The organism is Microcoleus sp. AT3-A2, assembly GCF_036705685.1.
GTDB lineage: Bacteria > Cyanobacteriota > Cyanobacteriia > Cyanobacteriales > Microcoleaceae > Microcoleus.
This window is the reverse complement of record NZ_JAUBVF010000086.1, coordinates 1-19281: the sequence shown is the minus strand read 5'-3', so window position 1 is coordinate 19281 and position 19281 is coordinate 1. Positions and strand designations below refer to the sequence as shown.

The window sequence follows — 19281 nt, the reverse complement described above, 5'->3', positions numbered from 1 at the left end:
GCCGCTTTTATCAACAAGGTATGCGGGCTGCAACCCTTATACAGTCTATCTCGTAGACCTCTTTGTCACCCCCCCAGCTTGGTGGAGTTAGCCGGCTGCTCAATTAATATTTTTCTTAAAAAGGGTAGAAATTTATGGCCAGAATGATTAGGGAGTTAATTTTCGGCAATAATTTATTGCTGGCTTTATTGGTCTCTGTGGCAGTGATTAGCACGATTGTGATTTTTCAGTTAGCGGCTAACAAAAAATTAGGTTTGCTCGGGGAAAAATGGTTTGCTCTTTTTTACATATTCGTATCTCCCCGGCTCACCCTGGTTCCGTTTAACTACCTACATTTTATCAATCTGGCTTCTACCGATGGCAGTAATATTTCTCAAATTCCCTGGGTTCTTTATCCCTGGGTAATATTGGTGTTGTCAGGGAGATTTATTAGTTTTTTCAAAAATCAATTTGTCGAAGCCTTATCATTTTTGGTTTTGAGAAATCCTAGCTTTTCGGTGTATTGTTTGCTGCCAATAACATCGACGCTGTGGTCCCTAGTTCCCGAGATCACGCTAAAAGCCGGGATAGGATTTACAGGTTTTACGCTTTTTAGTTTTTATCTGGGTGCGCGATATGAGTGGCCAGAATTATCTCCCTTACTGCGGTGGGGCTATACCTCCATCGGTATAGTTAGTGTTTTGCTGCACCCGAATGTGGGAAAAGGATTTCACGGAATTCTCAATCATAAAAATACTTTCGGCAGCCTCATGGTTGTGAGTACAGCACTTTGGTATCTGCACTATTCCCAAAGTGCTAAAACTCAGAAAGAACGCTGGATAGCTCTGGGGTTCATGTTGTTTTCCTTTTATTTAGTGAGAGCTAGTGGCTCGGGGGGGTGTCTAGTTAATAGTTTTATGCTCATAGTTGTAGTGTCATCTTTAAGTTTTTTGAGCAGGTTAAAGTTTCAATGGTCTTTTACTTGTATTGTCGTCTTTACGGTCTTGGGTATTATTAGCAGCGTTTATATCATAGACAATTTAGAGTCTATTGTTGTCGGTGGATTGGGGAAAGATTTGACCTTGACAGGGCGGACAGAGTTTTGGCCACAATTGATCGAGGCGGCGAATCAGCGCCCTTGGTTTGGCTATGGATTAGATGGCTTTTTTCAGCAAGACAAACTTGGCGAGCAAACTCCAGCTTATTTCATATATACTGCCAGTGGATTTAACCCACAAAATGCTCACAACGGTGGTATAGCAATATTGCTATCTTTCGGTTATCCGGGACTTGTCTTAATTTTAGCATCCCTGTTTACTAATCTAATTTTGGCAGTGCGACAACTGAGCCGCAGCCCGCTATCTCAATCGGGAATACCGATTATTTACTTGGTGTTTATAATAATGAATAACCTTACTGAAAGCTTTTTAGCTGAGATGGGGGATGCTTGGCTTGCTTACGTGTTATTAACAGTTAGACTCTGTATCGATAGTAGCAAATCTCCGTCCAGCAACCGCCGCATTTACGGACGGGATTTGCCGTCCCCATCTGAATCCAGATTGAATCCCCATTAATTTGCAGAAGTTAAAAATCGGTAGAACTATGATATACTATATTAATCAGCCTGGTTTTTAATGAATTTCCCAGGGCTCGAAAAGTATATTTATTTCTGATAAAGACTCAAAACTTCCTGATGTTAGATAAGCTAACTGCGCTAAGTCAAAAGCTAGGCGCCGGCATGGGTTTGTTAATTGGCAATCTGGTTTGGCGGCTGACTGACCAAATTTTGCCGATGGGTGTGGGTTTGTTGGTCGGAGTGTGGGTGGCGAGCTATCTCGGGCCGACACAATTTCGCTTGCTCAATTACGCGATCGACCTTGTGTCGCTGTTTGCTTCCGCGGCAACGATGGGATTGGATACTCTTGTGGTGTGAGATATTGCTCGCGATCCCGAATGCCAGGAAGAGACTCTAGGGACTGCTTTTATTCTACAACTGGCAGGAGGAATCATTACTTTACTGCTGGCGGTGACAGCGATTGCGCTAGTGAATCCCAAGGACAGTTTAACTCTCTGGTTGGTGGGGATCGTCGCAGCCGGAACTATGTTTCAATCCTTTGAAACAATAAACTTTTGGTTTCAGTCCCAAGTTCAATCTCAGTATACCGCTGTTGCTAAAAACTCCGTATCTTTAGTGGTTGCAGGAATCCGCATCGGATTGATTCTTGTCCAAGCATTGGTGATTGCTTTTGCTTGGGTGACTTTGGCAGAGGTGGCTTTGGCGGGATTGGCGATCGCACTTGTCTATCAAAGCAGGGGCAATAATTTCAAATTGTGGCGAGTCAGTTAGCAGCGAGCCAAACAACTGCTTCGGGAAAGCGGGCCGCTAGTGCTGTCTAGCTTGGCGATTTTCCTCTATGCCAAAATCGATATGATTATGCTCGGTTCTGTAGATAAAACTGAGTTAGGATATTACGCAGCGGCAGTTAAACTGTCGGAAATTTGCGATTTCTGACCACTGATTATCGGTTTTTATATTTAGCCCAAACTGGCACAGTTAAGAGAAACAAATTATGCCGAATATCTAAAAAAGTTTCAGATTTACTCGCATACTATGTTATTTTTGTGGTTGGGAGTGGCACTGCCAATTTCTCTGCTAGCTCGTTTCATCGTCCAGACTCTTTACGGCGACCAATATGCAGCTTCAGCCAGGGTGCTATCAATCTACGTCTGGGCTCAATTTGGCAGCAACTTCCGGATAGCTATAAATACCTATTTTGCTATCGAAGGTCAACTGCGATACAGTCTTTACTTGAGGGTAGCAGGCTGAACTTTTAATATAGTATTGAACTCTTTACTGATTCCTCAATAGGGAGCCTTGGGAGCAACAGTGGCAAGTTTAATAACTTATTCTTATGTAAGTATTTTAGTAAATTTTTACATAATAAAAGAATTAAAACTTTTCGGAAGTTTAATTCTTGGCTCGTTGAATTTATACAAAGCAGCTTCTCGGCTGCTCGGAGCGATCGGGTCATTTAAATTCAACCAAACCTCCCGTACCGATCGCATGCTTCCGATGTTGGCAAGCTACTCAAACCACTGAAAAAATTCTCAGCCAGAACAGCGAGAAGTTTTTCTAGAAATGTTTAATTAGGGGTAAAACTTATGATCTTATATCATAAGAAGCCTGGTCGTTAATTCCTTCTTGATGGCTCAAAAAACATATTTATTTATTATAAGGACTCAAAACTTTCTGATGTTAGAGAAGCTAACTGCGGCCAGTCAAAAACTCGGGCCAGGTCTCCGTCAGGTACTCGCGAATCTGGCGTGGTTGTTCACTGACCAAATTTTGCAAATGGGTTTGGGTTTGGTGGTAGGCCTTTGGGTGGCCCGCTATCTGGGACCGGTTCAATTTGGCTTGCTCAACTACGCGATCGCCTTTGTGTCGGTCTTTAGTTCGGTAGCGACCATGGGCTTGGGCAGCATCATCATCCGCGATATCGCTCGCAACCCAGAATGCAAAAACGAAACCCTGGGGACTGCCTTCGGGCTGCAATTTACTGGCGGCTGCATCACTCTGTTGTTAACTGTCGCGGTGATTTCGCTATCCAAACCTGACGACAGCCTGACTCGCTGGCTGGTGGGCATCATCGCCGCCGGAACTATCTTTCAGGCTTTTGAGGCGATCAATTTTTGGTTCCAGTCCCAAGTGCAGTCAAAATATACAGTGCTGGCGAAGAATTCGGTATGTTTTTTGGTTGCCGGAGTCAGAATTGGATTGGTGTTGATTAAGGCGCCGCTGCTTGCCTTCGCCTTGATGAGATTGGCAGAGGTGGCGATCGTAGGAATAGCTTATGTATATTTTTATCGCATTACAGGAAATAGAATTCAGGATTGGCAATTCAGTTGGACCCGGGGCAAGGAACTGCTGCGGGAGAGTTGGCCGATAGTTTTGTCTGGACTGGCTGTTTATTTGTACTCGAAAACCGATCAGCTTATGCTGGGTGCGATGAATAAAAATGCTGAACTGGGATATTATGCGGCCGCTGTTAAAATAGCGGAAATCTGCGATTTCTTGCCGATGATAATATCTTCCTCTATTTTTCCCAAATTAGCGAATTTGAGAGAGAGAAATTATGCAGAATATCTAAATAAATTTCAAGTTTATTGTGATACGATGATGATTTTATGGTTGGGAGTGGCAATCCCGATTTCCTTACTTTCTCCGTGGATAGTCCACGTGCTTTACGGTGAAAAGTATGCTAAGTCAGCAGCGGTACTCGCAATCTATGTTTGGGCGCAATTTGGGAGTAACTTTGGAGTAGCGCGGAACACCTATTTTACGATCGAGGGTCAGTTGCGCTACAGTCTTTACTTGACTGTAATAGGCTCGATTTTAAATGTGGGGTTAAACTGGTGGCTCATTCCTAAGTATGGAGCTTTTGGTGCTACTGCGGCTACTCTAATTACTTATTTTTACGTGATTATTTTAGTCAATTTCTTAATTAAGGAATTGCGACCTTTTGGACGATTGATCGGGCGTTCTCTTAACTTATACCAGGCAGCTTGTAGAATCAGAGGATTAATAAAATGATTCAAATTAAACCCAACATTCAGCATAAATCTAATTGCCCCTATTCGGGTCAGCCACTCACGCCGATCAGGGTATTCTGGCCGGGAATGCAAACTTGTGTAATTTCTAAGTGCAGTGACTGCAATTGCGAATTCATCGAAGGGTTGAGAGTGGCTCACTCGGTTCATAATCCCTACCAAATTGATTTAGCAAAAAAAGTAATTTGGTCTCACGAACACAATAAAGAATGGTTTGTTAAACCCCTTTTAAAAGCTCTCCAAAATCCCGAAAAGGAAGAGCTAGAAATTCAGAAAGAGGTTTTCCGGGAGTGTCCGCGTATCATCGTCTTAAACTGTATTGATTATCTTTATGGACACTGCTTGTTAAAGCTGCTGAATGCCCAAAGGCATTTAGATTCTGATTTCGATTGTGGCTTAGTCGTCATAGTACCAAAGTTTCTAAGATGGATGGTTCCCGAGGGAGTATCAGAAGTATGGACAGTCAATATATCCCTAAATAAAGGTTCATGCTATTATCCCAGCTTTGAAAAGTTTGTTGCCGAACAATTTCGCCGTTATGATGAAATTTATATAAGTAAAGCACATTCCCATCCAAGCCAATTCGACATCACAAGATTTACTAGAGTTCCCAAACATGATTTTGAGCAAAAAGAATTTAAAATCAGTTTTGTCTGGCGTGAAGATCGGATATGGTGCAACAGTTTACTTTTCCGAATTATCAGAAAAGTCAAAATGTTGTATCTGGGAATCGCCCTCCAAAATTGGAAAGTGCGGAGGTTATTTGAAAAAATGCGTGAGCGGCTTCCTGAAGCCAAATTTGCTGTTGTAGGTCTAGGCAAAACAAGTAAATTTCCTGAATGGATTGAAGACCATAGAGTTGATAAGTTTGATGCTAAAACGGAAATAGAAATGTGTAAAGTTTACGCGACGAGCCGTCTAGTAATTGGTTTGCATGGATCTAATATGCTGCTGCCTTCTGGCCATGCCGGCATGACTCTTGATTTGATAGAGGAGCGGTGGGGTAACTTTGCTCAAGACATCCTTTACCAAGAAACTGATCCCCGGCTGGCTACTTTCCGGTATCGATTTCTGCCAGTTCAGATGAGTATTTCAGTGCTAGCCAACATCGCTGCTTGGATGATGCTGAGTTACTGTGAGTTTAAATCGGAAATGACTGCTGATGTTGTTGATTTAGTTGCTGGAGAAGAGTAGATAAGAGGAAGTGAATAAATCTTAAGGTACGCTTGTGGATTGAGATTGTCAACTTTACCTTTTTCTGGTATAGTTAAGCTAACAATAGTCCGGAAAGTTTTTAGTTCGCCGTCTGAAACCCTCGATTTTCCGTTGGTAGCGAACTTGCCTTGGAGCCTTGAAACCCTTATTCTACGGTTGGCAATCAAAAACTGTCCGAAGTATTGAAGCTAACAGGGATTTAATTTTCTAAACCGCGTCCTGTACTACAAAATTTTCCAGCCCTAACAAAGTGCTATTCAGATGCGTGATCAATTACCCATGCTAAAAGTTTTACAGTAAAATTTTCCGGAGGAGAAGCGATGGAGTCTCTCAAAGCAAAATTGGTTCGGAAATGGTTACAATTAGCTAATCAGAGGCACGAGGAAAAAATACAGGAAAAAGTTGCCATTTCTCAAACTTCCGAACCAAGCTCAATTTACACAGGCAGCCCCAAACTTTCAGTCATTGTACAATTTTTCAATAAAAGACCTAATATTAAGAGTATCATCAATGCAATCAGGTTAACCTCTGCTGAAGAACTGATAGTTATTGATGATGGCTCGAGCGATGGTTCTTACGAAGACTGGATGAAATACCTTAACAGGCGCAATGACTTTCTCCTGCGCTGTAATGACTTGTTCGAGGTGAGAACCTACGATCGAGCGATCAGGATGGCGAAAGGCGAATTTGTTTGTTTGCTTCAAGATGATGATATCCCTCCCGACAATAATGGTTGGGTAGAGCAAGCACTCACTTTGTTTGAAGCTTTACCAGATTTACTAATATTAGGTGGTAGAGAAGGTGTAGATTACTTAATTCCCGACCCAGTGATTCCGAATCAAGAACCAAACTATAGTAGGATGGGAGACATAGGGAGTTGGCCTGGACTTTTTAAGCACAGGATTTATGCCACACCTCACTACATAGAAGGGAAATCTGGTCTACCATTTATGTTTACTACCTCTGTGAATAGAGCCCCAACATTTTTGAGAAAAAAGCAGTTTTTGGAAATAGGAGGTATTAATCAAGATTACGCTCCTTTTCAGTTAGACGACGACGAGGTGAGTGTGAGAGCTTGGTTAGCGGGATACCAGGTAGGATTATATTCCTGCCCATTTGTGAGATATGTTGGTACTGGCGGCATGAGAATTTTTAATAGTGAAAGGGTGAAAAAACAATCAATTATTAATGGCAAAAGATTTTACGATGCCTATGGCTCGATTATTAGCAGTGGCGAGCTACAAAATAGGATAGATGTCGCTAACCAGCAATTAATCAATACCCCCAATAAAAACTAAATTATAGCAATCCTTGCAGGAGTCGTAAATTTTTTACCCCACCCCAACCGTCCCCGAACCCGCTCGCTCGGGAGTAAGAAATTCACAAATGATTTAGGATTGCTATATAAGGCTCTGGTAGACATAAGTCAAATTACCAAATCTATAAGTAGAGTTTAAGAAATGTCCAATTACCAAATCCAAACCCCCGTTGCATTTATTATTTTTAAACGCCCCGAAGAAACTGAAAGGGTCTTTGCAGAAATTCGCAAAGTAAAGCCGCAGAAACTGTTAGTAGTGGCTGACGGGCCCCGTGCAGATAGACCGGGGGAAGACCAAGATTGCGCTCGGGCTCGTGCGATTATTGACCGAGTAGATTGGGACTGCGAAGTTTTGAAAAATTACGCTGACGTAAACATCGGCTGTAAGCGGCGGGTTTCTAGCGGTATAAATTGGGTGTTTGAGACGGTTGAAGAGGCAATTATTCTTGAGGATGACTGTCTGCCTCATCCTACATTTTTCCGTTTCGCTGAGGAATTGCTCGATCGCTACCGAGACGATCGGCGAATTATGTCAATCTCCGGTCAAAATGTTCAGTTCGGGCGAAAAAGAACTGATTACAGCTACTACTTTTCTCGCTACAATCACGGCTGGGGTTGGGCCACTTGGAGGCGAGTTTGGCAAGACTACGATTTTGATATGAAGCTGTGGCCCGAAATTCGCGATGGTAATTTTTTGGAGGATGTATTGGGAGACTCGCACGCTGCAAAGGTTTGGACAAAGACCTTTCAGCTTTGTTATGAGGGAAAATTAGATGCTTGGGATTTCCAGTTCACTTTTGCTAGCTTTATTCAAAATGGTATGAATATTCTGGCGAATGTCAATTTAGTTTCTAACATCGGACACGGTACGACAGCAACTAACACGAATGATGTTAACAGTCCTTACAGTAATATACCTGGAGAAGCTCTAACATTTCCGCTGAAACACCCGCCTTTTGCAATTAGGGATACGCAAGCCGATAATTTTACTCAAAATACTTTGTTTGATTACGATCCGCCGCTGCTGAAGAAAGTGCAAAACAAAATCCATAAACTGTTGAAAAAAAACAAGTAAAATCCGAGATAACTCTAGAGGATAGGCGGGAAATGAAGGTTGTACTTCTCAATAGTTCTGATACTGAAGGCGGTGCAGCCCGCGCCGCTTATAGACTGCACCAAGGTTTGCAGGGGATTGGCGTGTCTTCGCAAATGCTGGTGAAAAATAAGAAAAGTGGCGCTCCGAAGGTCATATGCTCACAGAATGGTATTGGGAATAAGTTTGATAAGATTATTTCAACTATATCAAACTCGCCATTGCGACTTTACCCTGAGAGAAATCGCGGTATATTTTCTCCGGAATGGCTGCCGGACTCCCTGGCGGCTCAAGTGGCCAAAATTAAACCAGATATTATTAACCTGCACTGGGTTTGTGGGGGTTATATGCAAGTAGAAAGTGTTCCGAAGTTTAATACACCCCTAGTCTGGACGCTCCACGATATGTGGCCTTTTACAGGTGGATGCCACTACAGCGAAGAGTGCGATCGCTACACTAAATCTTGCGGTAGCTGCCCGCAACTGCACAGCACCAAAGAGTCAGATCTGTCGCGGTGGGTGTGGCAGCGGAAAGCTAAAGCTTGGAAAAATATTGACCTAACTCTGGTTAGCCCTAGTGCTTGGTTGGCTAAATGCGCTAGTTCTAGTTCTTTGTTCAAAGATTATCGAGTTGAGGTAATTCCTAACGGCATCGATATTCAAAAGTACAAACCTATCAATAGTCAATGGGCGCGAGAAATCCTGAATTTACCTAAAGATAAACAAATTGTACTCTTTGGAGGTGCAGGTGGAACGGGCGATCGCTGGAAAGGATTTAACTTGCTTGTACTCGCTTTACAAAGCCTCAGTAAATCCGGCTGGAAAGATCGGATAGAGTTGTTGGTTTTTGGCTCTTCTCAACCAGAAAATCCGATAGAACTTGGTTTTAAAACTCACTATTTGGGGAAACTCGCAGATGATATTTCCCTAGCAACTGTTTATGCAGCAGCAGATATTTTCGTCGCCCCTTCGGTGATAGATAATTTGCCAAATACAGTGATGGAAGCCTTTGCTTGTGGTATTCCCAGCGCCGCGTTTAATATTGGGGGAATGCCCGATCTGATCGAACACTGCTCAAATGGCTATTTAGCTCAACCTTATGACAGTGAAGACTTAGCGCGAGGGATTGCTTGGGTTTTAGAAGATCCCGAAAGGCACCAAAAACTCTGTCGCAGCGCTCGCCGGAAAGTTGAAGAGAAATTTACATTAGAGGTGCAAGCTCGCGAGTACAAAAAACTCTATGAAGAAGTCTGCTTGCCAGCTAATGGTGTTTATTGAAGAAAGCCAGGATGACTGGTATATTTGCTGAGAAGGCGAGGTGCTGATTTATACAACAATAGTTGACGCAATTACGATTGGTGCCAAGTATAGCATTTATCAGAAAGATGAGGTATGATATAACTGACTTGAACGGAGTGAAAAATATAGAACCCCAAAATGTTATGCAGTTCTAATTAAATGGAGCGCGAGGGAACAGTAGCTCGACCCACAGCAGTCACTCGAATGACAAATATCAAGGATTTTAGTAAGTATCACACATTAGTAAAAATGAAAACTTATTCGATTGATTTTAGACAAAAAATTATGGAGGTGTACCATAATGAACCGCTGTCACAAAGAGCAATAGCTAACCGTTTTTGTGGAGCCTCGGAGTTTCGTCCAAAAATTGGTTAAGCAAGCAGTATCGTGAGACCCAAAACATTGATCCTCGAACTGAGCGATGCGGAGTCAAATTGAAACTCAATGCAGAACAACTACTGATTTTAGCCGAATTGATTGAAGAAAATAATGATGCAACTCTCGAAGAACTCCGTTATTTACTGTACCAGAAAATTGGTTTTACCATCAGCGTGGCAACGATGGGAAGAATGGCAAAACTCTTAAACATGACTTAAAAAAAAACTCTCTTTCCGAGCGCGAAAGGTACGCTCCCGAGTTCAGGGCCTGCGATATGAGTTCTGGCAAGAAGTCCGAGAAGTTTGTTTGAAAGACTTAATATTCATTGATGAATTAGGCGTCAACTTGGCAATGGTTAGGTTATATGCTCGTTCTCTAAAAGGTTCAAGGGATCGGGGACAAAAACCAAATAAACGGGGGAAAAATGTCTCAATAATTGGAGCTATAGCCTTTCTTAAAAAGATGAGGTACCCGAGATTCCCTGAATAGCGGGACTTTCAAGCCTTATTACATACCTCATCTATCTGAGAAAGGCTATATATCAGTCAATGAAGTCCTAACATCAGTCAACTTAATAGGTACAACTGATACAATTACATTTGAGGCTTTTATCATCCGAAAGCTCGTACCAAAACTCTGGAAAGGTGCTTGTGTAGTGATGGACAATTGTACTATTCACACAAGCGAAGAAATAGAAAAAGCCATCAAAAGTCAAGGGGCAAAAATAATATACTTATCACCATATTCGCCCGACTTCTCACCAATTGAACATTTATGGTCAAAACTCAAAAACATTCTCCGTTCTATCAAGACGACTAATTACCGAGAATTAGCAAAAGCGATAGAGTTTGCCTTCAATCAAGTTACATTATCCGATATGAGGAATTGGTTTACTCACTGCTGTTATTGTACCTCATCTTTATGAGAAACGCTATAGGGAAATCACCAAATAAATTAGCAAATTGGGTTTATGAGTGAATATAGCGGGGCACTGAGTGATGAAGAATACAGTTGGTAACGATTCTGATGGTAGCCCGGTTTTAAAATAAATAAATTTCTCATTAAATCTCTTGATAGTGTGGTCAAGTTAAGTTAATAATTGGATAGGACTCGAAGTCGATCGGCATTGTCGATCGTCCGAGGACAAGTTTTTACTCGTCAGCCCAATCTTTTAGATAAATGGAGTACACCAGTATAGCAGTCCTGATGACTTGTCACAACCGCAAGTTAAAGACGTTAGTCACTCTAGAGTCGCTGTTTAAGCAAACATTAACAAGTGAAATTGCACTCAGCGTTTATCTGGTAGATGATGGCAGCACTGATGGCACGTCCGAAGGAGTACAGCAAAAATATCCTCAAGTCAAGCTTTTTTCGGGAGATGGCAATTTATTTTGGAATGGAGGAATGCGGATAGCTTTCAGCGAAGCCATGAAAGACGACCCGGATTACTACCTCTGGCTCAACGACGATACGGTACTGGCTCCAGAGGCTTTAAATACGCTGCTGGCAACCAGTCGCGAGTTATTTGAACAAGGAGAAAAAAAGGCGATCGTTGCCGGCTCTACTTGCGATCCGGATACTGGTGTTTTCACTTACGGAGGAATGGTGCAGAGCAGGTGGTGGCACCCGATTTATTTGAGAGCGGTAGAACCGAGCGATCGCCCGCAGCCTTGCGATACTATGAACGGGAATTTTGTTTTAATTCCTAAAGAAGTAGTTCGAGCCGTCGGCAATTTAGACCCGGCTTTCATTCACTATGCAGCCGACTATGACTACGGGTGGCGGGCCAAACAGCAAGGATGTAATGTTTGGATCGCTCCCGGTTATATCGGCACTTGCCCTCTCAATCCCAAACCTACAGAAACGCCCGCTCAGCCTTTAAGCAACCAACTGCAAAAAGTTAGCCAACCCAAAGGTTTAGCGCTGCAAGATGTAACGCTTCAACCTCTAGAAGAATGGAAAGTTTACAGTCAGCGGTACGGGGGTTTGCTGTGGCCGATATATTGGCTGTTGCCATACCGCAGGTTGATTTGGATGTCTTTCGTTGCTAAATTAAAAGGAGGGTGAAAGATTTTCTTGCTTGAAGAATGCAGGGTGGCGGACGGATTTAACCAACTATAACAACTGACAATCATGCAATCAAATTCCAGTTATTTCACAACAAAATGGAACTATCTAAGAAATCACAGAGCTTTTAAAAAAGCTCCTTTGACAGCTATTTTTCGCACGATATATTGGGCCGTGCTTTGTCAGTTGGGGATTCCGGCGACTGTGGAAATTCCCAAGTGGAAGTGCCGTTTTTTCTTGCCTGCTAAGTTCAAACAAGCCGGCTCGACCGGCATTTTTGTACTGCGCGAAGATTATGAGCCGGAACTGTATTATTTAGAGCGATCCCTCTCTCCTGGTTCGGTATTTGTAGACGCGGGAGCCAACACGGGAATTTATACGGTTTTAGCAGCTAAATTAGTAGGAGATGCGGGGAAAGTTCTTTCCTTCGAGCCGGGAGAAGAGAGTTATCAAAATCTCGATCGCAACGTAAAACTCAACAATTTGACTCAAGTAAAAGTCTTTAAATCAGCTCTTTCAGATACAGAAGGAACAGCTAAATTCTACCACATTGACAACGCTCCCAACAGTTATTCACTAGGAGGCGATGGCAGCGAAAATACGACCTACGAAGAAGTAGCTACCACTACTATAGATGGCGTTCTGAACCGCGAAGGAATCGAAGGTGTAGATTTCCTCAAAATGGACGTAGAAGGTGCAGAAGAATACGTATTGCAGGGTGCGAAGTCGCTGTTTAGCAAAATGCGGCCGACAGTGCTATTTGAAATTAACGAAAAAGCAATTGACAGATTCAAGCTCTCCGATGCCGGAGCCTGGAATTTTCTGAAAAACTTGGGTTACGAGTTTTTTACTGTTAAAGATACGGGAGAGCTGCAAAGCGTAAGCGCTCCGCAGGAAGGGAATATCATCGCAATTCCTAAAGCTTAAAAACGAAATCGAGGTAAACATTACATGGATGATTTGCGCGTCGCTTGGCTGGTTCCCGAAGTAGAATTGGGTGCATATTGGCAGCCAGTATTGAGAGAATTTACAAAAGTATTTAAAAATACTGTTTTCTACACAGGTCGCGTTTGGTCGGGGTTCGATCCGACAATGCCGGGAGCATCAGCAGTTAAGTTGGTAGGAGAGACTAAATTTGTCGAGACGGAAAAGATAGAAACAGGGTACGATCGCGGATTCATTGTAGTATCGCCTAGTATTATCGGCTATTTGCTAAAATTTAGACCTCATGTGGTCTTTCCCCAAGCTTTCTCTTTGTGGACTGTAATTGTTGCGTTTTTAAAACCGCTACTGAGGTGGAAAATTGCCATTATTTACGATGGTAGTTCCCCCAATACAGACTTTCGAGATTCCAGTTTTAGGACATTTGTGCGCCGCATCCTTGTGCGGTTTGCCGATGCTTTTGTCGCCAATAGCAATGCGGGTAAAAAATATCTGATGGAAGTTCTCAACGTACCGGAGGATAAAATTTTTACCCGAACCTATCTCGTACCTGATGCGGGAGCTTTGCTGAAACGATTAGATCAAACTCAGCCCCCAAACTTGCAGTTAAAACGCCCGATTTTTATGTATGTAGGGCGCATCACGGCGAGAAAGGGAATTAAAACGCTTTTAGAAGCTTGCGCTATTCTTAAAAATCAAGGTTATGTTGATTATTCGCTGTTAATTATTGGCAAGGGAGATCAGCGGGAAGAACTGGAAGCTTTTATTAAAGAGCGCCATTTTGAAGAGCAGGTGCTCTGGGCGGGATGGGTGGAATATGGAAGTTTGGGTTCTTATTTTCAGCAAGCTGATGTTTTTGTATTTCCTACTTTTGAGGATGTCTGGGGAATGGTGGTACCCGAAGCCATGGTGTTTGGGAAACCGGTATTGTGTTCTAATGGTGCAGCTTCCTGCGAGTTAATTGTGTCAGGCGAGAACGGTTATATTTTCGATCCTAGCAGTGCTAAAGAGTTAGCGGAGAAAATGCAAATTTTTATAGATAATCCTGATTTAATTGAGTCGATGGGAGAGCGTTCACGACAGATAATTTCTCAAAAAACTCCGGAAACAGCAGCTAAAGCTTACGTGGAAGTTACATCTTTTGTGAGAGAGAATAGGTGAAGGAAGTTCGGCAACGGATTTTGTAACCGATTTTGTAAGAGATTTAATAGATGGATGGAATAGGGAATAGGGAATAGGAAAAAATTAGCAATTACAAATTAGAAATGAAAGTTTTATTATCTGCGTTTGCTTGCGAACCTAATCTGGGATCAGAAGAGGGAGTAGGATGGAATACTGTTATCCAATCTGCTAAACATCACGAAAGTTGGGTGTTTACTCGCACGTTTTGTCGATCGTACATTGAAGCAGAACTAGAACGCAATCCTGTACCCAACCTGCACTTTGTTTATTTCGATCCGTTCGGGTGGAGCGAAGATTGGAAGGGAAGACAAGGGTTGCTGCAACTTCACTACTATTTGTGGCAAATCTGGGCTTATTTTATCGCTCGAAAGCTCGATCGCGAAATCGGTTTTGACATAGTACACCATGTAACTTATGTCAAACATTGGTCTCCAAGTTTCCTGGCGCTGTTGCCGCATCCTTTTATTTGGGGGCCTGTGGGGGGTGCAGAAGCAGCACCAAAGCCTTTTTGGCAAGATTTTAGCCGCCGGGGCAAAATTTACGAAACGCTGCGGGCATTGGCTCAAAGCGTAGGAGAACGCGATCCGTTTGTGGGTCTGACGGCGCGCCACAGTGCCGTTGCGCTGGCAACTACGGAAGAAACTGCTGCCAGACTGCGATTTCTCAAAGCAAAAAACGTGAAGATTTTCTCGCAAGTCGGTTTATCGCAGCAGGAAATTCAAGAACTAAAGCAATTTCCTACCCCGCCGGAGCAACCAATTAGATTCATCAGTGTTGGTCGTCTCTTACATTGGAAAGGGGTGCACTTAGGACTCCGTGCATTTGCGGAGGCGAAGCTGGAACAATCGGAATACTGGATTGTCGGAGACGGCCCGGAAAGGCAGCGTTTGGAAGCTTTGGCAACAGAATTGGGACTGGCAAATAAAGTATTTTTTTGGGGAACTTTATCTCGCACTGAAACTCTTTCTAAAATGGGGGAGTCTCACGTTCTCCTCCATCCGAGTTTGCATGACTCTGGTGGTTTTGTGTGCACGGAAATGATGGGGGTTGGTCGTCCCACGATTTGTTTGGATTTGGGGGGACCGGCTACTCAAGTGACGGAGCAAACGGGAATTAAAGTTGCTGCTACTGATCCCGATCGCACGGTGCAAGGTCTAGCAGAAGCTATAGTGTCTTTAGCGCAAGATCGTGAATTGCGAGATCGCTTGGGTCGATCGGGTCAAACGCGCGTCAGGGAAATCTATGATTGGGATGTTAAAGGGCTATTCTTTGCCCAATTGTGCGAAGATGTATTCCATGGAAAATCAGGATAACTTCTGATTTGTTTGATCGGACAAAACAAAGAAAACTATATTTTTTCAGGCGGTGAAACGTGGGCGTTGCAATCATTACTGGCTCGGCGGGTTTAATTGGCTCTGAGGCGTGTCAGTTCTTTGCCAAACAAGGCTTAGATATAGTTGGGATCGACAATAATATGCGCCAGTTCTTTTTTGGTGCTGATGGTTCTACAAACTGGAACCGCCAACTGCTCGAAAAGTCCTTGGGTACCAAGTATTATCACTTAGATGTGGACATTCGCGACTATGAAGCGATTACCAATATCTTTCAGCGGTACGGCGAGTCGATCGAATTAGTAATTCACACAGCAGCCCAGCCCAGCCATGATTGGGCTTCCCGTGCTCCGAAAATAGACTTTACCGTCAATGCCAACGGCACGCTCAATCTTCTGGAAGTAACTCGTCTTTACTGTCCTAAAGCAGTTTTCATTTTCACTTCTACCAATAAAGTATACGGCGATACGCCTAACAGTTTGCCTTTAATTGAATTAGAACACAGGTGGGAAATTGAACCCGGGCATACTTACGAAGGTGGCATTCGGGAAGATATGTCAATCGATCAGTGCCTGCACAGTTTGTTTGGTGCTTCTAAGGTAGCTGCTGACGTTTTAGTTCAAGAATACGGTCGATATTTTAATATGAACACCGCTTGTTTTCGCGGTGGCTGTTTGACAGGTCCAAATCACTCAGGAGCTCAATTGCACGGCTTCCTAGCCTACTTGATGAAGTGTGCTGTCACAGGAACTCCTTACACGGTGTTTGGCTACAAAGGCAAGCAAGTTCGCGATAACATTCATAGCGCAGATTTAATTTCGGCATTTTATGAATTTTATAAAGCTCCCCGAAGCGCCCAAGTTTATAATACAGGAGGAGGCAGGTACAGCAATTGTTCGATGTTAGAAGCGATCCAGATGTGCGAGGCAATTGCGGAACGCAAATTTAATTGGACTTATGCTGAAGGGAATCGCATTGGCGATCACATTTGGTGGATTAGCGACAATTCAAAATTTTCCAGTCACTATCCCAACTGGAAAATGAAATATAACGTTAAACAAATCCTACAGGAGATTTATGAATGTAACCGCGAGCGTTGGCTGAAAGAGGATTCCAATGATTGAGTGGGGCAAAAAGAATGTGCTGGGAATTTCGGTAAACGAGTGAAGAATATAAAGTTAAACAAATCTTAGGGGAGATTTATGAGTGTAACTGCGAGCGTTGACTTAAAGAGGTGCTCCATGATTGATAAAGGGAAAAAGAATGTACTGGGCATATTAGTAAATGCCGTTAATTATGAAGCGGCGGTTAGCAAAATTATTGCGGCAGCCAGCGCCGGAAAACCAATGTCAGTTTCTGCCCTAGCGGTTCACGGGGTAATGACTGGGGTTCTCGACAGCACTCATCGTTATCGGATTAATCACATTGACTTAGTATTGCCAGACGGACAGCCCGTCAGGTGGGCATTAAATTGGCTATACCATACGGAATTGCCCGATCGAGTTTGCGGGCCGAATGCGATGTTACAAATCTGCGAACGTGCGGCAGAAGAAGGATTACCTATCTATTTGTACGGCTCTCAAGCTTCTGTACTGGAAGCTTTATCTCGCAATCTCTGCCAGCGTTTTCCCAAGTTAATTATTGCTGGAACTCAGCCTTCTAAATTTAGGCAGGTTTCGCCCCAAGAGAAAGAAGAAATTGCACAGCAAATTCGCAACAGCGGTGCAGCAATTACTTTTGTCGGTTTAGGGTGCCCGCGACAAGAAGTCTGGGCTTACGAATACCGGGATGACTTATCAATGCCGTTGATTGCTGTAGGTGCTGCTTACGATTTTCATGCGGGTAATTTGGCTAAATCTCCTGACTTTTTATCTAAAATAGGTTTGGAATGGCTGTTTCGGATGATTAAGGAACCTCGGCGCCTTTGGCAGCGGTATGTTTTTTTGAATCCGCTTTATATCTGGCTGTTTTTGCTACAAGCTTTAAAAATCAAACAGTTCGACCCCACAGACGCCACGCCGCCTGTAGAAGAAGTATTATATGGTTGAAATTTAAAAGTTTCTTGTGAATTATGGGTGCTCAAAAGTAAAAAGTAAAAAAGCAAACCCATCGTAACTAATCGTTTTGAGGTGCAACTGCGATCGTATATTCAAGAAAACTTCTATTAAATCCCGTGACATCGGAATTATAGTGGGAGCCTAAGAGCTCGCGATTTGGGTAGCGAGTTCTTAAGCTCCCACTGAGACGATCCGAATATATTATGCCGATGCCATCGGAAACGATATTACGCCAGAAAACAATTTTTACATTATCTATGTGGTAAGCTGGGGACTGCACACCTTACATACAAAGTTTGTGCGTCAGTCTTGATCTAGTCAGGTGCATGGCTGGGTCAATAGTCGCATTTGGTTTGACTGTAATCTTGGCAGGGGCGATAATCGCAGGGGAGCGCAAAAGTATGGTGAGTGTGTAACCAAACTTGATAATCAAACCAAAAGTTTATTGCCATTACCTCGATATTGCTATGGCTTTTGTGCCACAATCCGGATCGAATCGTACTTGTTTTCATCACCAGCAAAAATTGTTTTCAGCAGTAGCTTCCAAGCTTGGACTTTACTGTTTTCCTTGGGCTTGACTATCTGATGAGATGCCATTGAATCGAACACACTGAAAATTTTTCTTTCATCATTGATCCAAGGGTTGTCAAATTGGCGATAGTAGCCATTAAACTGGGTAGCAATTATCTCAAATCCTACTTTTTCACAGATAGCGCGAAAGCTCTGCGGTGTGAAGAAATACAAATGCCTTGGTACATCTAGATGTATCCATGCAATCCCTGATAACTTCAGCCCAATACAAGAGTTATTTGGTACTTCCATCACCAACTTGCCGCCATCCACGAGCAACTGTATGGCATTGCGGAGTGCAAGTAAAGGATCTCTGGTATGTTCGAGTACGTGGTTCATCACAATTATGTCGTACTGTCTAGACTGGACTTCCGGGGGCAAAGATTCAGCAGTACCAGAAAATACATTAAGACCTCGCTGCTGGGCCAAAACTAAAGCTTGTTGATCGGGTTCTACGCCCCAGACTTTGTGACCCTCTGCTTGCAGTTCTTGCAGCAGGTGCCCATTGGCGCAACCAATTTCTAAGATCGAGGAGGAAGCAGTCCCGAACTGTTGCTTCCACCATTTACTTGTGACATCTACTCCGCGATCGAAACGCCAAGCTAGATGGGTACGCAATTTATCGAAGAAGGAAGTAGAAGAGGCAGATATGAAGCTTGTAAAGTCTATATGATGAGTATAATACTCATCAATTTCGTAGAAGCTGGCGATTTTGTTGAGTTCGGGTAGAGGATGAATGCGTCCAAGTTGTGACTTTTCGCACCAGTACAATTGAAATGACTCTTGGTTTAGAGGTCTGCGCCAGTCACCGGGTATGAATAGCCACGGTTTCATACTCTGTCCCGATATCGGGCAGACGACGGTAGGGCTTAAGCACGTTTGACTTTGCATTTTGATTTTCGTTACTTAGGAACTTGATGTACTAATAACCACTGATTTTGGATTACTCCGATACGTTATGTGCCAGTGATAATTGTGTGCTCCTCAATACAGGAGATGAATGCCTAAAACTTATGAAGTTTTGGGAATACAATTACTGAGGCGTGGTTTTCTGGTAACATCGAATTTAAGTTAACGCATTTAGCTGGCTTTGTCACTTTTGATAAAAAGCTACACCTTCCGCGAGCGGGCGGTGAGTAAGTTTTTCTATTGTCAATAATTTAAGTATCAATACTCCGGACAGTTTTTAAAGAGGGATGCGATGCCTTCGGCAACCAATGCTTACGCAATAAGGCAGAGAAGT

At 43.1% G+C, this 19281-nt stretch carries 17 protein-coding genes and 1 pseudogene; 17 read left to right on the top strand and 1 reads right to left on the bottom strand.

Translation table 11 applies throughout. The features are described from left to right. Positions 1-134 precede the first annotated feature (134 nt). The 17 genes and pseudogenes from QUB37_RS27410 (at position 135) to QUB37_RS27330 (ending at position 17459) form a co-directional block, all read left to right on the top strand. Positions 135-1553 (top strand): O-antigen ligase family protein, encoded by a 1419-nt coding sequence (locus tag QUB37_RS27410; RefSeq protein WP_333168199.1) that lies wholly within the window; start codon positions 135-137, stop codon positions 1551-1553. Positions 1554-1672: 119 nt separating this feature from the next. Next, on the top strand, positions 1673-1912 hold the full coding sequence (locus tag QUB37_RS27405; protein ID WP_333168197.1) for a hypothetical protein: 240 nt from the start codon (positions 1673-1675) through the stop codon (positions 1910-1912). Between the two features lie 111 nt (positions 1913-2023). Beyond that, on the top strand, positions 2024-2326 hold the full coding sequence (locus QUB37_RS27400) for a hypothetical protein (protein WP_333168195.1): 303 nt from the start codon (positions 2024-2026) through the stop codon (positions 2324-2326). A 15-nt stretch (positions 2327-2341) separates the two neighbouring features. Then, positions 2342-2491 (top strand): oligosaccharide flippase family protein, encoded by a 150-nt coding sequence (locus QUB37_RS27395; protein ID WP_333168201.1) that lies wholly within the window; start codon positions 2342-2344, stop codon positions 2489-2491. A gap of 99 nt (positions 2492-2590) precedes the next feature. After that, a complete protein-coding gene (locus tag QUB37_RS27390) occupies positions 2591-2806 on the top strand; it encodes a hypothetical protein (protein WP_333168194.1) in 216 nt (71 codons plus the stop codon). 426 nt (positions 2807-3232) lie between these two features. After that, complete coding sequence (locus QUB37_RS27385) at positions 3233-4570, top strand: flippase (protein WP_333168193.1); 1338 nt, start codon at positions 3233-3235, stop codon at positions 4568-4570. Continuing rightward, the gene (locus QUB37_RS27380; protein ID WP_333168191.1) at positions 4567-5781 is read left to right on the top strand and encodes a hypothetical protein; all 1215 of its coding nucleotides are present in this window, start codon (positions 4567-4569) and stop codon (positions 5779-5781) included. The genes QUB37_RS27385 and QUB37_RS27380 overlap by 4 nt, the downstream gene beginning before the upstream one ends. A gap of 341 nt (positions 5782-6122) precedes the next feature. Further along, positions 6123-7100 (top strand): glycosyltransferase family 2 protein, encoded by a 978-nt coding sequence (locus QUB37_RS27375; protein WP_333168188.1) that lies wholly within the window; start codon positions 6123-6125, stop codon positions 7098-7100. Between the two features lie 162 nt (positions 7101-7262). Next, positions 7263-8195: a glycosyltransferase family 2 protein gene (locus tag QUB37_RS27370; RefSeq protein WP_333168186.1), complete on the top strand. Its 933-nt coding sequence runs from the start codon at positions 7263-7265 to the stop codon at positions 8193-8195. 32 nt (positions 8196-8227) lie between these two features. Continuing rightward, positions 8228-9490 (top strand): glycosyltransferase family 4 protein, encoded by a 1263-nt coding sequence (locus QUB37_RS27365; protein ID WP_333168184.1) that lies wholly within the window; start codon positions 8228-8230, stop codon positions 9488-9490. Positions 9491-9760: 270 nt separating this feature from the next. Next, positions 9761-10814, top strand: a pseudogene (locus QUB37_RS27360) (transposase). 281 nt (positions 10815-11095) lie between these two features. Beyond that, positions 11096-11956: a glycosyltransferase family 2 protein gene (locus QUB37_RS27355; RefSeq protein WP_333168183.1), complete on the top strand. Its 861-nt coding sequence runs from the start codon at positions 11096-11098 to the stop codon at positions 11954-11956. Positions 11957-12097: 141 nt separating this feature from the next. Then, the gene (locus QUB37_RS27350) at positions 12098-12883 is read left to right on the top strand and encodes an FkbM family methyltransferase (protein ID WP_333168181.1); all 786 of its coding nucleotides are present in this window, start codon (positions 12098-12100) and stop codon (positions 12881-12883) included. Positions 12884-12907: 24 nt separating this feature from the next. Continuing rightward, on the top strand, positions 12908-14059 hold the full coding sequence (locus tag QUB37_RS27345) for a glycosyltransferase (protein ID WP_333168179.1): 1152 nt from the start codon (positions 12908-12910) through the stop codon (positions 14057-14059). 104 nt (positions 14060-14163) lie between these two features. Beyond that, positions 14164-15393 (top strand): glycosyltransferase, encoded by a 1230-nt coding sequence (locus QUB37_RS27340; RefSeq protein ID WP_333168177.1) that lies wholly within the window; start codon positions 14164-14166, stop codon positions 15391-15393. 59 nt (positions 15394-15452) lie between these two features. Beyond that, complete coding sequence (locus tag QUB37_RS27335) at positions 15453-16535, top strand: NAD-dependent epimerase/dehydratase family protein (protein ID WP_333168175.1); 1083 nt, start codon at positions 15453-15455, stop codon at positions 16533-16535. A 78-nt stretch (positions 16536-16613) separates the two neighbouring features. Beyond that, positions 16614-17459: a WecB/TagA/CpsF family glycosyltransferase gene (locus tag QUB37_RS27330; RefSeq protein ID WP_333168173.1), complete on the top strand. Its 846-nt coding sequence runs from the start codon at positions 16614-16616 to the stop codon at positions 17457-17459. A 474-nt stretch (positions 17460-17933) separates the two neighbouring features. Here QUB37_RS27330 and QUB37_RS27325 read toward each other — a convergent pair whose 3' ends face one another. After that, positions 17934-18872, bottom strand: a complete 939-nt coding sequence (locus tag QUB37_RS27325; protein WP_333168172.1) for a class I SAM-dependent methyltransferase — start codon at positions 18870-18872, stop codon at positions 17934-17936. Positions 18873-19281 lie beyond the last annotated feature (409 nt).

Excerpts from the sequence above, each read along its gene's own strand:
- QUB37_RS27405 (WP_333168197.1), top strand. The coding sequence starts at position 1,673 with ATGTTAGATAAGCTAACTGCGCTAAGTCAAAAGCTAGGCGCCGGCATG.
- QUB37_RS27385 (WP_333168193.1), top strand. The coding sequence starts at position 3,233 with ATGTTAGAGAAGCTAACTGCGGCCAGTCAAAAACTCGGGCCAGGTCTC.
- QUB37_RS27410 (WP_333168199.1), top strand. The coding sequence starts at position 135 with ATGGCCAGAATGATTAGGGAGTTAATTTTCGGCAATAATTTATTGCTG.
- QUB37_RS27325 (WP_333168172.1), bottom strand. The coding sequence starts at position 18,872 with ATGAAACCGTGGCTATTCATACCCGGTGACTGGCGCAGACCTCTAAAC.
- QUB37_RS27330 (WP_333168173.1), top strand. The coding sequence starts at position 16,614 with ATGAGTGTAACTGCGAGCGTTGACTTAAAGAGGTGCTCCATGATTGAT.
- QUB37_RS27370 (WP_333168186.1), top strand. The coding sequence starts at position 7,263 with ATGTCCAATTACCAAATCCAAACCCCCGTTGCATTTATTATTTTTAAA.
- QUB37_RS27380 (WP_333168191.1), top strand. The coding sequence starts at position 4,567 with ATGATTCAAATTAAACCCAACATTCAGCATAAATCTAATTGCCCCTAT.
- QUB37_RS27355 (WP_333168183.1), top strand. The coding sequence starts at position 11,096 with ATGACTTGTCACAACCGCAAGTTAAAGACGTTAGTCACTCTAGAGTCG.
- QUB37_RS27390 (WP_333168194.1), top strand. The coding sequence starts at position 2,591 with ATGTTATTTTTGTGGTTGGGAGTGGCACTGCCAATTTCTCTGCTAGCT.
- QUB37_RS27375 (WP_333168188.1), top strand. The coding sequence starts at position 6,123 with ATGGAGTCTCTCAAAGCAAAATTGGTTCGGAAATGGTTACAATTAGCT.
- QUB37_RS27345 (WP_333168179.1), top strand. The coding sequence starts at position 12,908 with ATGGATGATTTGCGCGTCGCTTGGCTGGTTCCCGAAGTAGAATTGGGT.
- QUB37_RS27365 (WP_333168184.1), top strand. The coding sequence starts at position 8,228 with ATGAAGGTTGTACTTCTCAATAGTTCTGATACTGAAGGCGGTGCAGCC.
- QUB37_RS27340 (WP_333168177.1), top strand. The coding sequence starts at position 14,164 with ATGAAAGTTTTATTATCTGCGTTTGCTTGCGAACCTAATCTGGGATCA.